The 13,551-nt window shown below is 71.1% G+C and carries 11 protein-coding genes; 4 read left to right on the forward strand and 7 right to left on the reverse strand.

The features are described from left to right. Nucleotides 1-14: 14 nt before the first annotated feature. From ACWCPY_RS31160 to ACWCPY_RS31180, 5 genes are all read right to left on the reverse strand, one after another. On the reverse strand, nt 15-1,052 hold the full coding sequence (locus ACWCPY_RS31160) for a substrate-binding domain-containing protein (protein ID WP_451270556.1): 1,038 nt from the start codon (nt 1,050-1,052) through the stop codon (nt 15-17). A gap of 73 nt (nt 1,053-1,125) precedes the next feature. Next, entirely contained in the window at nt 1,126-2,175 is a 1,050-nt protein-coding gene (locus tag ACWCPY_RS31165) for an ABC transporter permease (RefSeq protein WP_451270558.1), read from the reverse strand. Then, a complete protein-coding gene (locus ACWCPY_RS31170) occupies nt 2,172-3,698 on the reverse strand; it encodes a sugar ABC transporter ATP-binding protein (RefSeq protein ID WP_451270560.1) in 1,527 nt (508 codons plus the stop codon). Before ACWCPY_RS31170 ends, ACWCPY_RS31165 begins: the two co-directional genes overlap by 4 nt. 155 nt (nt 3,699-3,853) lie before the next feature. Then, nucleotides 3,854-5,035, reverse strand: a complete 1,182-nt coding sequence (locus ACWCPY_RS31175) for an ROK family transcriptional regulator (protein WP_358944890.1) — start codon at nt 5,033-5,035, stop codon at nt 3,854-3,856. A 163-nt stretch (nt 5,036-5,198) separates the two neighbouring features. Beyond that, complete coding sequence (locus ACWCPY_RS31180) at nt 5,199-6,611, reverse strand: VWA domain-containing protein (RefSeq protein WP_451270562.1); 1,413 nt, start codon at nt 6,609-6,611, stop codon at nt 5,199-5,201. A 119-nt stretch (nt 6,612-6,730) separates the two neighbouring features. Between ACWCPY_RS31180 and ACWCPY_RS31185 the strand changes: the two genes are divergently transcribed. Then, nucleotides 6,731-7,096 (forward strand): DUF6083 domain-containing protein, encoded by a 366-nt coding sequence (locus tag ACWCPY_RS31185; protein ID WP_451270564.1) that lies wholly within the window; start codon nt 6,731-6,733, stop codon nt 7,094-7,096. A 107-nt stretch (nt 7,097-7,203) separates the two neighbouring features. Here ACWCPY_RS31185 and ACWCPY_RS31190 read toward each other — a convergent pair whose 3' ends face one another. Further along, nucleotides 7,204-8,154, reverse strand: a complete 951-nt coding sequence (locus ACWCPY_RS31190) for a beta-ketoacyl-ACP synthase III (RefSeq protein WP_451270566.1) — start codon at nt 8,152-8,154, stop codon at nt 7,204-7,206. A 276-nt stretch (nt 8,155-8,430) separates the two neighbouring features. Here ACWCPY_RS31190 and fdhD point away from each other — a divergent pair, with 276 nt between their 5' ends. Then, the gene (gene fdhD / locus ACWCPY_RS31195) at nt 8,431-9,279 is read left to right on the forward strand and encodes a formate dehydrogenase accessory sulfurtransferase FdhD (protein ID WP_451270568.1); all 849 of its coding nucleotides are present in this window, start codon (nt 8,431-8,433) and stop codon (nt 9,277-9,279) included. Nucleotides 9,280-9,321: 42 nt separating this feature from the next. On the opposite strand, the gene ACWCPY_RS31200 is transcribed toward fdhD, so the two are convergent. Continuing rightward, nucleotides 9,322-10,353, reverse strand: coding sequence for a bile acid:sodium symporter family protein (locus ACWCPY_RS31200; protein ID WP_451270570.1), 1,032 nt, complete (start codon nt 10,351-10,353; stop codon nt 9,322-9,324). Between the two features lie 119 nt (nt 10,354-10,472). Here ACWCPY_RS31200 and ACWCPY_RS31205 point away from each other — a divergent pair, with 119 nt between their 5' ends. Both ACWCPY_RS31205 and ACWCPY_RS31210 read left to right on the forward strand, forming a co-directional pair. Next, entirely contained in the window at nt 10,473-11,387 is a 915-nt protein-coding gene (locus tag ACWCPY_RS31205; protein WP_451270572.1) for a LysR substrate-binding domain-containing protein, read from the forward strand. A gap of 336 nt (nt 11,388-11,723) precedes the next feature. Further along, the gene (locus tag ACWCPY_RS31210) at nt 11,724-13,523 is read left to right on the forward strand and encodes an AMP-dependent synthetase/ligase (protein WP_451270574.1); all 1,800 of its coding nucleotides are present in this window, start codon (nt 11,724-11,726) and stop codon (nt 13,521-13,523) included. Nucleotides 13,524-13,551: the final 28 nt, after the last annotated feature.

A 13,551-nucleotide genomic window follows, 5' to 3' on the forward strand; every position in this document is an offset into this window, starting at 1 on the left:
TCCTGCGGGGCGGATCAGCTGAAGCCCGTCGGCAGGTACTGGTCGATGTTCTCCTTGGTGACCACGGCCGAGTAGAGGGTGAGGCTGGTCGGGATCTCCAGCTCGGCCAGGCCGCTGACGCCCTTGCCCTGCGCCAGCGCGCGGGCCAGGTCGATGGCGGACGCGGCCATCGTGGGCGGGTAGAGAACGGTGGCCTTCAGGACGCTGTTGTCGGCCTTGATGGCGTCCATCGCGGACTTCGCCCCGGCGCCGCCGACCATCAGGAACTCGTCCCGGCCGGCCTGCTGGATGGCGCGCAGCGCGCCCACGCCCTGGTCGTCGTCGTGGTTCCACACGGCGTCGATCTTCTTCTGCGCCTGGAGGAGCTGGGCCATCTTCGCCTGGCCCGACTCCACCGTGAAGTCGGCGGCCTGACGGGCCACCAGCTCGATGTTGGAGTAGTTCTTCAGCGCGTCGGCGAAGCCCTGGCTGCGCTGTTTGGTGAGCTCCAGATTGTCGATGCCGGCCAGCTCGACGACCTTGGCTGCCGCCTTGTCCTTGAGCTGCTCGCCGATGTACGTGCCGGCGTTGAGGCCCATGCCGTAGTTGTCGCCGCCGACCCAGCAGCGGTAGGCCTGCGGCGAGGCGAAGATCCGGTCCAGGTTGACGACGGGGATGCCTGCACGCATGGCTTCCAGGCCGACCTGGGTGAGCGCCTTGCCGTCGGCCGGGAGGATGACGAGGACGTCGACCTTCTTGTTGATGAGGGTCTTGACCTGGCCGATCTGGGCGGCGGTGTCGTTGGAGCCCTCGGTGGTCTCCAGCGTCACCTCGGAGTACGTGGCCGCCCGTGACTTGGCGTTCTCATTGATGGCGTTGAGCCAGCCGTGGTCGGCCTGCGGACCCGCGAAGCCGATGGTGACGGGCTTGCCGGGCTTGTTGTCGGCGGCGGGTCCGGTGCTCTTGGCGGTGTCCTCGCTCTTGGGGTCGTTGCTGGTGCAGGCGGTGAGGAGGGCGCCCGCGGAGACGGCCGCGGTGCCGAGGAGCAGTCGTCTGCGGCTGGTTTCTGGCATGGCTGTCAAACCCTTCATCCGGTGCGTGACATGTCACATGGGGCGAACGGGGCGGTGGGTGGGAAGCGGGGCGTCAGGTCTCCCCGTGCGCCGATGTGCGGCGCTGGACCAGGACGGCGGCGACGATGATCGCGCCCTTGGCGATCTGCTGGACGTCGCTCTGCAGATTGTTGAGCGCGAAGATGTTGGTGATGGTGGTGAAGACCAGGACACCGAGTACGGAGCCGACGATGGTGCCGCGCCCGCCGCTGAGCAGGGTGCCGCCGATGATCGCGGCCGCGATGGCGTCGAGCTCGTACAGATTGCCGTTGGTGTTCTGACCCGAGCCGGACAGGATGATCAGCATGAAGGCGGCGATGCCGCAGCACAGCCCGGAGAGCAGATAGAGGAAGAGCCGCTGGCGCCGTACGTCGATGCCCGCCAGCCTGGCGGCTTCGGCGTTGCCGCCGACCGCGACCGTGCGCCGCCCGAAGGTCGTACGGTTCAGCACCAGCCAGCCGATGACGGTGACCGCGGCGAACATCATGACCAGCGGCGGGATGCCGAGGACGTAGGAGTCGGGCAGGCCCAGGTCGAGGACCGACTTGACGGTGACGATCTGGGTCTTCCCGTCGGTGATCTGGAGGGCGAGCCCGCGGGCCGACGCGAGCATGGCCAGCGTCGCGATGAACGGCACCATCCGCCCGTACGCGATGAGCAGCCCGTTCACCAGCCCTGCGGCGAGTCCGACGATCACCGCGGTGAACAGGATCCCCGCGAAGCCGTACTCCTGGGTGGCGACCGTGGTCGCCCAGACGGAGGCGAGCGCGACCATCGCTCCGACCGAGAGGTCGATCCCGCCGCTGGTGATGACGAAGGTCATCCCGACGGTGACGACACCGATGACGGACGACTGGGTCAGGATCAGCTGAAGGTTCCCGGTGTCCAGGAAGGCGTCGGGCTCGGTGAATCCGCCGACGGCGACCAGCACCGCGAGGACACCGAGGAGCGAGAGGTTACGGACGTCCAGGCGCAGGCCCGGGGTGCGGGCGGGTCCGTCCTTCTTCCGGGGTTCGGGGACCGGGGCGGGGGCGGCCCCCTTGTCCGGCCCGCCCTGCTGCGCCGAGGAGACGGGCTGCGTCATGACGTCGGGCTCCCTTCCATCACTAGGTCGAGTACGCGGTGCTCGTCGAGCTCCCGGGCGTCCGCCGTATGCACGACGCGGCCCTCGCGGAGCACCAGCACCCGGTCGGCGAGGCCCAGCACTTCGGGCACCTCGCTGGAGACGAGCAGGACGGCGAGGCCTTCGTCGGCCAGCCGGCGGATCACGGCGTACAGCTCGGCGCGGGCACCGACGTCCACACCGCGGGTCGGTTCGTCGAGCAGCAGGACCCGGCAGCCGCGCAGCAGCCAGCGGGCCAGGACCGCCTTCTGCTGGTTGCCGCCGGAGAGCGTGCGGACGGGGGTGTCCGGGTTGTCGGGGCGCAGGGAGAGTTCTCGGGTGGCTTCGCGGGCCGCCCGGCGTTCGGCCGCGCGGTCGATCCAGCCGGCCCTGGAGAAGCGGGACATCGAGGAGACGGAGACATTGCGGGTGACCGATTCGAGCATCAGCAGGGCCTGTGCCTTGCGTTCCTCGGGGGCGAGGCCGATTCCGGCGGCGACGGCCGCGCGGACGCTGCCGGGCCTCAGCTGCTTGCCGGCCACGGTCACCCGTCCGGCGCTCGGCCTGCGGGCGCCGTAGACGGTCTCCAGGATCTCGGAGCGCCCCGAACCGACGAGCCCGGCCAGGCCCACGATCTCCCCGGGTCTCAACTCCAGGTCCACCGGGTCGAACTCGCCCTTCCTGGCCAGCCCCTCGACCTTCAGGACGGGCTCCGCGACGGCGGCTTCCGCGCGGTCCGCGGTACGGGGAGGGAAGACGTACTCGACATTGCGGCCGGTCATCATGGCAACGATGTCGCGTGTCGGTGTGGAATCGGCGGGCAGCCCGACGGCCACGGCACGACCGTCCTTGAGCACGGTCACCCGGTCGCCGATCCGGCGGATCTCCTCCAGGCGGTGCGAGATGTAGACGACGGCGACGCCGTCGGCGGTGAGCGCGGCGACGATGCGGAAGAGGTTGTCGACCTCGTCCGGGTCGAGTGCGGCGGACGGCTCGTCCATGACGATGAGCCGTACGTCGTGCGAGAGCGCCCGTGCCATGGAGACGATCTGCTGCTGCGCGGCGGACAGCTCGCCGACCGGGCGGGCCGGGTCGATCTCCGGGTGGCCGAGCCGCTTCAGCAGGGCCGCGGCGGCGGTGCGGCCCTCGCGGGTGCGGACGACGAAGCGGGCGGTGGTGGGTTCGTGGCCGAGGAAGACGTTCTCGGCGACCGACAGGCCCTCGACCAGGTCGAGTTCCTGGTAGATCGTGGCGATGCCCAGCCGCATGGCGGCGATGGGCGACTTCAGCGCGGCCGGTTCGCCACGCCAGGTGATCTCGCCGCCGTCGGGCTGATGGGCCCCGGCGAGCACCTTGATGAGGGTGGACTTTCCGGCGCCGTTCTGCCCGAGGAGACAGTGGACTTCGCCGGCCTGGACCTCCAGGTCCACGCCGTCGAGGGCGCGCACTCCGGGGAACGACTTGGTGATGCCGGACATGGTGAGCAGGGGTGGTTCTGGTGCCATGACGATCCCCTCGGCGAATGGGGTCTCCCCTGCCCGGACACAGCCGAGAACTCGGGGAGGGCCGGTGAGCGGGCAGGGCTGTACCAGGTGCGGTGGTGCGGGTGTTCCCGGCGCTCCCGGTGTTTCCGGGGCGCCCGTACGTGGTCGGCCCGGGGTCAGGCCGGTGAGAAGAGGTGGTCACTGATGAGGCGGGCGGCGCCGATCACTCCGGCGGCCGGTCCCAGCTCACCGAGCACGATGGGGAGATTTCCGGTGGCCAGCGGCAGCGACTGCCGGTAGACCTGGGTCCGGACACTGGCGAGGAGCGTGTGGCCGAGGCCGGTCACACCGCCCCCGATCACCACCAGGCCGGGGTTGAAGAAGCTGACGAGCCCCGCGATGACCTGGCCGACCCGGTTGCCGCCTTCGCGGATCAGATCGAGCGAGGTGGCATCACCGGCCGCCGCGGCGGCGGCCACATCGGCGGCGGTGAGTCTCCCGGCGGCCTCCAGCCGGCCGGCGAGCTCCGCCGACCGCCCGGTGCGCGCCGCGTCCTCGGCGTCGCGGGCGAGCGCGGCACCACTGAAGTGGGCCTCCAGGCAGCCCCGGTTGCCGCAGGCGCAGGCACGGCCCTCGGGTTCCACCTGGATGTGGCCGATGTCCCCGGCGCTGCCGGTCGTACCGCGGTGGACGTCGCCGCCGACGACGATGCCGCAGCCGATGCCGGTGCCTATCTTGACGCAGAGGAAGTCGCCCACGGAGCGTGCGACGCCCGCGTGCTGTTCCCCCATCGCCATCAGGTTCACATCGTTGTCGACCATGACGGGGCAGCCCAGTTCCTGGCTGAGCGCCTCGCGGACCGGGAAGCCGTCCCAGCCGGGCATGATCGGCGGTGCGACCGGGACGCCTTCGGGGAAGCGGACCGGTCCGGGTACACCTATGCCCGCGCCGTCGAAACCCTCGGCGAGCCCGGAGGCCCGGAGCTTGGCCGCCATCGACAGCACCTGCTCGAAGATGGCGACGGGGCCTTCGCGTACGTCCATCGGATGGTTGAGGTGGCCCAGGACCTCCAACTCGGCGTTGGTGACGGCCACATCGACGGATGTGGCACCGATGTCGACGCCGAGGAACCGGAGTTGTGGCGCGAGCCGGATGTTGTGCGAGCGGCGCCCGCCGCGGGACGCGGCGAGTCCGTCGGCCACGACGAGCCCGGTCTCCAGCAGTCGGTCGACCTCGACGGCTAGCTTGGAGCGGGAGAGATCGACTTGATCCCCCAGCTGTGCCCGTGAGTTGGGCCCGCCGTCGCGCAACAGCCGGAGCAGTCGCGCCTGATGCGCATTCGCGGGTCGTGCCGTCATACGTCTCACGCGCCCCTCCCCGCCACATCGGCCTGTCCGTCGGGCTTTCGAGGGGAACGTAGCAGCGGTTGCCGGGAGTGGGAAGAAGTTGCGCAGGAATCCACTACAACTTTCTCCACACTGAGGACAAAGCCGGTCGGCCGGGCGGCGGGGGCCGACCCGTTCAGCGCAGGATTCCGGCCTGCCGGGCGGCCCGCAGCCAGGACGGGAACTCCGACAGGACCCTGTCGTACAGCTCCTGGTCGGAGATCCTCTCGATGTCGTCGACGGCGAAGAAGCCGACGTTGTCGACGCGTCGGCCCGGCATGGTGTCGAACCGTTCCAGCACGCCGTACTGAGAGCTGCCGAGGCCGACGAACTGCCAGAACACCGGCTCCTCGGCGGCGGCCCGCAGTTCCTGCTCGATCTCCCTGTTGCGGTGCACACCTCCGTCCGAGAAGAACAGGACCAGAGTGGGGTCGGGCACCGGGTACGCCCGCACGAAGGCCCGCACCTCGGCGATGACCTTCTGTTCCTCGTTCTGGATCCCGACCGTACGCATGTCGATCTGGCCGGGTTCCAGTCCCCTGGGGGGCTTCCTGCGCCCGAACCCGAAGACCTGTCCCACGCGCACGTGCAGCCTGAGCCACTCGGGCAGGTCGCCCACGGCAAGGTCCGGGAGCCGTGCGGGGTTGCTGGCGAACGTCCACGCCTGCATCCGGCCGTCGTCGTCGAGCTGCGCCGCGACGGCCACCATCCGCTCGGCGACACCCCCGACCGTGCCGCGCCGGTAGAGGCCGCTCATCGAACCCGACGCGTCGAGGACGAGGACCACCCGTGCGCGCAGCTCCGGCACGCCGTGTTTGCCCAGGCTGACCAGGACCTGCTGTTTGCGCAGCGACAGGCGCTTGCGCATGTCCACGGGCAGGTGCTCCTCGCCCTTGGTGAGCCGGGGCCGGGGCTCTCCTGCGACGCGCCCCGGCGCGGGGGCACCGGCCGGCGGCGCGGGGGCGTCGGACGAGGGCGCCCGGGCGGGGTGCGGAGGCGTCACGGGCCGGGAGCCGGGCCCGGCCGCGGTCTGTTCGTCGTCGACACTGATCCCGAAGTCGGTCGCCAGTCCCGCCAGCCCGCTGGCGTAACCCTGTCCGACCGCACGGAACTTCCAGCCGCCGTCGCGCCGGTAGAGCTCGCCGCCGACCAGGGCGGTCTCCGTCGCGGCGGTGATGTCGAAGCGCGCCAGTTCGGCACCGGACGCCGAATCGAGCAGCCGCAGACACAGCCCCGGCACCTGACCGAAGGTGCCGCCGTCGGCGGAGGCGCAGAGCGCGACGCGTTCGACGTCCGGCCCCAGCGCGGCCAGGTGGACGTCCAGTGAGTCGCTGCCGGACCGTTTGCCGACGTGACTCACCGCGCCCGAGGCGTGCCTCGGCTGGTTGTAGAAGACGAAGTCGTCATCGGATCGCACCCGTCCGCCGCTGCCCAGAACCAGGGCGGAAGCGTCCACGTCCGGTACTCCGGACCCTGCCGACCAGCCGAGTACGGCCCTGACCGCGGATGCCGCGACGGGCACGTTGGCGCCTTTGCTCAGTATCGTCACACCGGCAAGTCTGCCTGCTGCCCGTCGCACCCGTTCCGACGCCCGCGCGGCTCCCCACCCACCGCACGCGGCCGGATCGCGCCCTACCGCGCCTCACGGCCTGCCCGCACCCTTTGACCATGGGGGTTTCCGGAACGCCGCGGACCGCTGAGGAATGGACCGATCTCCAACGCTCGACCGATCACGAGCAGGGCCTCCGGGACGGGGCGCTCCCCGGCCCTGAACCCGCGCCCGACTGCCCGGACTGCGGGCTCACCGTCGATGTCCGCCCCACCCACTACCGGTGGTGGATCCGCCTCGAACCGCCCGGCCCCGCGCCGCTCCTCGCGCACACCGTGCCGCCCGGACAGCGGTGGCGCCTCGACCGGGACGGCACGGCGTGGAACGCCCATGACCGCGAACCGGGCGCCGGGGAGTGCTGCCGGATCAGCCACCACCTGGTCTGCCCGCGCGCCGCCCCCGACCGGGCCGGCCCGGCCCGGTGATCGTTTCCGGTCGCAGCAGCGGCGTTCCCCCGACTCCGGCCGTGATCGGGGGGACGGGCCCTGCCCCCCCTCGCGCCACTGGTACGCCCTGCGCGTGTCCATGCCCGCTAGGGGCAGCGGATCACCTGGCCCGCGTACGAGAGATTCCCGCCGAAGCCGAAGAGCAGAACCGGCGCGCCGCTGCGGACCTCGCCGCGTTCGACCAGTTTGGACAGGGCCATCGGGATCGAGGCCGCGGACGTGTTGCCGGAGTCCACGACGTCCCTGGCGACGACCGCGTTGACCGCGCCGATCTTCCTGGCGACGGGTTCGATGATTCTCAGGTTGGCCTGGTGCAGCACCACCGCTCCCAGCTCCTCGGGCGCCACACCGGCCTTCTCGCACACCTTGCGGGCGATGGGCGGCAGCTGTGTGGTGGCCCAGCGGTAGACGGACTGCCCTTCCTGGGCGAACCGCGGCGGCGTCCCCTCGATCCGCACCGCGTTGCCCATCTCCGGCACCGAGCCCCACAGAACGGGACCGATCCCGGGCCGGTCGCTCCCGTCCGGCTCCGCGACCACGACCGCCGCACCGGCTCCGTCGCCGAGCAGTACGCAGGTGCTGCGGTCGGTCCAGTCGGCGATGTCCGCCATCTTGTCGGCGCCGATGACCAGGACACGCTCGGCGGACCCGGCCCGGACGGCGTGGTCGGCGGTGGCGAGGGCGTGGGTGAAGCCGGAGCAGACCACGTTGATGTCCATCACCGCGGGCGAGCCCATCCCGAGCCGGGCGGCGACGCGCGCCGACATGCTCGGCGAGCGGTCGATCGCCGTCGAGGTGGCGACCAGGACCAGATCGACCTCGGCCGGCCGCAGCCCCGCCGCGGCCAGCGCCTTGCCCCCCGCGTGCGCGGCCATCTCGTCCACCGGCTCGTCCGGCCCCCCGACGTGGCGGGTCCTGATGCCGACGCGGCTGGTGATCCACTCGTCGCTGGTATCGACCAGGGCCGCCAGGTCGTCGTTGGTGAGCACCTTGGCGGGCTGGTAGTGGCCGAGCGCCACGACACGTGAGCCGGTCATGTACGGGGTCCCCTCGCTACGTATGGCAGGAACCATCCAGTCTTGGTCGCTACCGCCCGGTACAGGGGCACGTGTTCCCACAGGAATAGCGCCCGACCGTTGGAGGCTTGACAACATGGCTTGACGACAGCATTGACACCTCGTAGGGATTTGTGGAGAGTGTTCTGTCGACTTGGCGCCGTTTGCGGCACCTCGCCGGGTCCGCTCCATACAGGACAATGAGTTCCTCAGAGGCCGGTTCGGCCTCCCGTACGTACAGAATCGGGTTCAACCGCTATGGGACGGGTCACCGAGCGTCGCCGCACCATCCGCATCCGGGACGGGGCCGTCTCCACCCGGCCCGACACGCTCGTCGCCGAGGAGCCCCTGGAGATCCGGCTCAACGGCAAGCCGCTCGCCATCACGATGCGCACCCCGGGTGACGACTTCGCCCTGGCGGCGGGGTTCCTGGTGAGCGAGGGCGTCATCGGAGACGGCTCCGAGGTGCAGTCCATCGTCTACTGCTCCGGAGCGACCGCCGACGGCGTCAATACGTACAACGTGGTCGACGTCCAGCTCGCCCCCGGTGTCCCGGTCCCCGACATCACGCTCGAACGCAATGTGTACACCACCTCGTCCTGCGGGCTGTGCGGCAAGGCGAGCCTCGACGCGGTGCGCACCACGACCCGGCACCCGGTCGCCGACGCTCCCCCGCTGCGGGTCGGGCCCGCCCTTCTCTCCGCACTCCCCGACCGGCTGCGCGCCGCGCAGCGGGTCTTCGACCGGACCGGCGGGCTGCACGCGGCGGCGCTGTTCTCCGAAGCGGGCGAGCTGCTCGACGTCCGGGAGGACGTCGGCCGGCACAACGCGGTCGACAAACTGGTCGGCCGGGCCCTCACCGACCACCGGCTGCCGCTGTCCCGGGCCATTCTGCTGGTGTCGGGGCGGGCCTCGTTCGAGCTGGCCCAGAAGGCGGTGATGGCCGGGATCCCGGTGCTCGCGTCGGTCTCGGCGCCGTCGTCCCTCGCCGTCGACCTGGCGGCCGAGGCCGGACTGACCCTGGTCGGCTTCCTGCGGGGCCCTTCGATGAACGTGTACGCGGGCGAGCACCGCATCGCCCTGGAGACGCCGGTCGGCCGGGGCTGAGGCCCCTTCGGGCCGCCCCGGTCCCGGCCCCCCGGTCCCGGCTCAGCCCACCACTGCGGCAGGCTCCCGTGGCACCGCTCCGCTCGCCGGGCTCTCCCGCTCCGCGTCGCGCGAGCGGCGCTTGGCGATCACGGCGCAGACCATCAGCTGCATCTGGTGGAAGAGCATCAGCGGCAGCACGGCGAGCGAGGCCTGCGCCCCGAACAGCACGCTCGCCATCGGCAGCCCCGAGGCCAGGCTCTTCTTCGAACCGGCGAACTGGATGGCGATCCGGTCCTCCCGGTCGAAGCCGAGCCGCTTCGCCCCGTACCAGGTCAGCATGAGCATCAGCGCGAGCAGCAGCGCTTCGGCGCCGAGCAGCGCCCCGAGCCGGGCGGGGGTGACCTGGTGCCAGATGCCCGCGACCATGCCCTCGCTGAAGGCCGTGTAGACGACGAGCAGGATCGAACCGCGGTCGACGTAGCCGAGGACCTTCTTGTGGCGGGTGATGAAACCGCCGATCCAGCGGCGCAGCAATTGCCCGGCGACGAACGGCAGCAGCAGCTGGACGCAGATCCTCAGCAGCGCGTCCGCCGAGAATCCGCCGCCGTCGTTGCCGAGCAGGGCGGCCGCGAGCAGCGGGGTGAGGAAGATCCCGGCGAGCGACGAGAAGGATCCCGCACAGATGGCCGCGGGCACATTGCCCCGGGCGATCGAGGTGAAGGCGATCGACGACTGGATGGTCGACGGGACGAGGCAGAGGAAGAGGAAACCGCTGTACAGCTGCGGCGTCAGAACGTACGGAACCAGTCCCCTGCCCGCCAGCCCGAGCAGCGGGAACGCCACGAAGGTGCAGATCAGCACCGTGAGGTGGAGCCGCCAGTGCCTGAGCCCGTCCAGGGCCTCGGCGGTGGAGAGCCGGGCGCCGTACAGGAAGAAGAGAAAGGCGACCGCCCCGGTGGAGGCACCGCCCGCCACATCGGCCGCGGCCCCCGAGGCCGGCAGTATCGCCGCGAGCACGACGGTGCCGATCAGCGCCAGGATGTACGGGTCGAGCGGCAGCCAGGACGGCAGCTTCAGGGTGCGGCGGCTCATGTGCTCCACATGCTCTCTTGGTTCCGGTCGTGCCCGCCCCATGCTGCTCCCCATCGAGGCGATCGGGAATCCCGCACACCGTTCTCACTGTCATCACGGAGCGCGATAGCCTGGCAGCCATGTACGACCCCGCACAGCTCCGTACCTTTCTCGCCGTCGCCCAGACGCTGAGCTTCACCCGGGCCGCCCGGCGGCTGGGGGTACGGCAGTCCACGGTGAGCCAGCATGTGCGGCGCCTGGAGGAGGCGGCGGGGCGGCAGTTGTTCACCCGGGACACGCACCGCGTCGATCTCACCGTGGACGGCGAGGCCATGCTCGGCTTCGCCCGGACGATACTCGCGGCCCATGAGCGGGCCGCGGCCTTCTTCACCGGCACCCGGCTGCGCGGGCGGCTGCGGTTCGGCGCCTCCGAGGACTTCGTGCTGACCCGGCTGCCGGAGATCCTGGAGTCGTTCCGCCACGACCATCCGGAGGTCGAGCTGGAACTGACGGTGGAGCTCTCCGGGACGCTCCAGCAACGTCTCGCGGCCGGCCGTCTCGATCTGGTGCTGGCCAAGCGGCGCACCGGCGACACGCACGGCGAACTGGTCTGGCAGGACGCGCTGGCCTGGATCGGCGCACCCCAGCTCCGGGTCGACCCGGACCGCCCGGTGCCCCTGATCGTCTTCCCGCCGCCGGGCATCACCCGGGCCCGCGCCCTGGAGGTCCTGGAGGAACACGGCCGGTCCTGGCGGATCGCCTGCACGAGCACCAGCCTGAGCGGGCTGGTCGCGGCGGCCCACGCGGGGCTGGGCGTGATGGTCCACAGCCGGGGTCTGATCCCGCCGGGCCTGGTGCCGGTGCCGGCCAGGGCGGGGCTGCCGGAGCTGGGCGGGGTGGACTTCGTCCTGTCGCACGGCCGCCGTCGCGACGGGGCCCACGAGGCCGCCGACGCGCTGGCGACGGCGATCCTGGCAGGCGGCGACCGGCTGATCCGCGGCGTCGGCCCCCTCGCTCCGGTCAGCGGCCGGGACGGCGCACGGCCACACGCATGACGGCCCGGGCGCTCGGGAGCCACGGACACACCGGCGGTCGCACACACGCCCCATCCGATCGGCGTGAACAAGGATGAACCACCGCAGATGCCCTCGGAACGGGAGTGGCAGTGCCGTACAGATTCGGTGGAGATTCCGGCGCCCGCCCTTCGCTCCGTGGTCCCGGCCATGCCCGAGCCTTGCCCATCTGGCCGGATTTCGGTGGCTGACCTGTGCATATGCCACATTGTCCACCGGTTCGGGGCCCTCCCGCCGCGCCGCCCGGTGGGGTAGCGTCACGGCGCTGTGCGGAGCGCCACAAGGAGCAGGTCATTGCGCGAGTTCACTGTCCCACCCATGGCGGCCGCGCCCCTCGTGGGCGGGCTGGCCGACGTGGTCTTCGACCATGCCGAGGAGGACCCGCACCGGGTCGCGCTCGGCCGCAAGGACACGAACGGAAACTGGCGGGATGTCACCGCTGCGGCCCTTCGTGACGAGGTGCTGGCGCTTGCCAAGGGACTGATCGCCCACGGCGTCAGATTCGGCGACCGGGTGGCCCTGATGTCGCGTACGCGTTACGAGTGGACGCTCTTCGACCTCGCGCTGTGGACGGTGGGCGCCCAGTCCGTCCCGGTCTACCCGACCTCCTCGGCCGAGCAGGTGCTGTGGATGCTGCACGACTCCGAGGTGTCCGCCGTCATGGTCGAGCACGAGGACCACGCGATGACGATCGCCTCGGTGATCGACCGGCTGCCCGGCCTCAAGCGGCTCTGGCAGCTGGACGCCGGCGCGGTGGCCGAGCTAATCGAGGCGGGGGCGGACGTCGAGGACGAGGTGGTGCACCGCCACCGCCGCGCCGTGACGCCCGAATCGGTGGCCACCGTCATCTACACCTCGGGGACGACCGGACGCCCCAAGGGCTGTGTGCTCACCCACGCCAACTTCATGTTCGAGACGGACACCATGGTCGCCCGCTGGAAGTCGGTGTTCCGCTCCCGGCCGGGTGACGAGGCGGCGACACTGCTCTTCCTGCCGCTGGCCCACGTCTTCGGCCGGATGGTCGAGGTCGCGGCGATCCGGGGCAGGGTGAAGCTGGGCCATCAGCCCGAGCTGTCGGCCAAGGCGCTGATGCCGGATCTGGTGTCCTTCCGGCCGACGTTCATCCTGGCGGTTCCGTACATCTTCGAGAAGGTCTTCAACGCCGCCCGGCGCAGGGCCGAGGCGGAGGGCCGGATCGGGCCGTTCGACAAGGCCGTGGACATCGCGGTGAAGTACGCCGAGGCGCTGGAGGCGCGGGCGTTCGGGACCGGCCCGGGGCCGTCGGCCGGGCTGCGCATACAGCACCAGTTCTTCGACAAGGTCGTGTACAGGAAGGTGCGCGAGGCGATGGGCGGCCGGATCCGCCACGCCATGTCCGGTGGATCCGGGATGGAGCGGCAGCTCGGGCTGTTCTTCGAGGGCGCGGGCGTCACGGTGTACGAGGGGTACGGGCTGACGGAGTCGACCGCGGCGGCGACGGCCAACCCGCCGGAACGCACCAGGTACGGCACGGTCGGGCTGCCGATCCCGGGGACGACCGTGCACATCGCCGAGGACGGTGAGGTGTGGGTGCACGGCGACAATGTGTTCGCGGGCTATCTCGGCGCCCCACAGGCCACCGAGGCGGTGCTGCGCGAGGGCTGGCTGGCCACCGGTGACCTGGGCTCGCTCGACGAGGACGGATATCTGACGATCACCGGGCGGAAGAAGGAGATCCTGGTGACCTCGGGCGGCAAGAGTGTGGCGCCGGCCGGTCTGGAGGAGCGGGTGCGGGCGCATCCGCTGGTCGCGCAGTGCATCGTGGTCGGCAACGACCGGCCGTACATCGCGGCGCTGGTCACGGTCGACCAGGAGGCGGTGGACCACTGGCTCCAGATGCAGGGACGGGAGCCGCTGAAGCCGGAGGGCCTGGTGCGCGACCCGGAGCTGGAGATGGAGGTCCGGCGGGCGGTGGTGGCCGCCAACACGGCGGTGTCCCAGGCCGAGTCGATCCGTACGTTCCGGATCCTGGCGCACCCCTTCAGCGAGGAGCACGGCCTGCTCACCCCGTCGCTGAAACTGAAGCGCCGGGCGATCGAGACGGCGTACGCGGCGGAGGTCGACGCGCTGTACCGCTGAGGCCCGGCGTGCCCCGGCGGTACAGCGC

The organism is Streptomyces sp. NPDC002403, assembly GCF_053593015.1.